Here is a 305-nt window from a genome sequence, read left to right as displayed (position 1 = left end):
CATCTTCTACCTCCAGTCGCGCGGTCTCGACGACGACGACGCCAAACAGATGATCGTTTCGGGCTTCATCGAGCCCATCACGGAGGAGCTGCCGATCGAGTACGCCGTCGAGCTCAACCGGCTCGTCGAGCTCGAGATGGAGGGTTCGCTGGGGTGATCTGATGCCGGAGTGCGCCCACTGCGGAGCACACGTCTCACAACAGTTTGTGACCGTGTTCGGGTTAGACGGTGGTGACGTAGTTGCCTGTCCAGCATGTTCCGGTCGGGCACACATCGCAGAGACGATCGTGGATCGATACTAGTCT

General features: G+C 59.7%; 1 protein-coding gene. It reads left to right on the top strand.

The window, feature by feature from the left end:
• The coding region (locus EXE45_RS18675; protein ID WP_199233723.1) for a SufD family Fe-S cluster assembly protein at positions 1 to 157 on the top strand (157 nt) is incomplete at its 5' end.
• Positions 158 to 305: the final 148 nt, after the last annotated feature.

It is taken from the genome of Halorubrum sp. SP9, from assembly GCF_005435015.1.
Taxonomy (GTDB): domain Archaea; phylum Halobacteriota; class Halobacteria; order Halobacteriales; family Haloferacaceae; genus Halorubrum; species Halorubrum sodomense.
The sequence above is the reverse complement of the archived record's forward strand: the minus strand, read 5'-3'. Positions and strand labels throughout refer to the sequence as shown.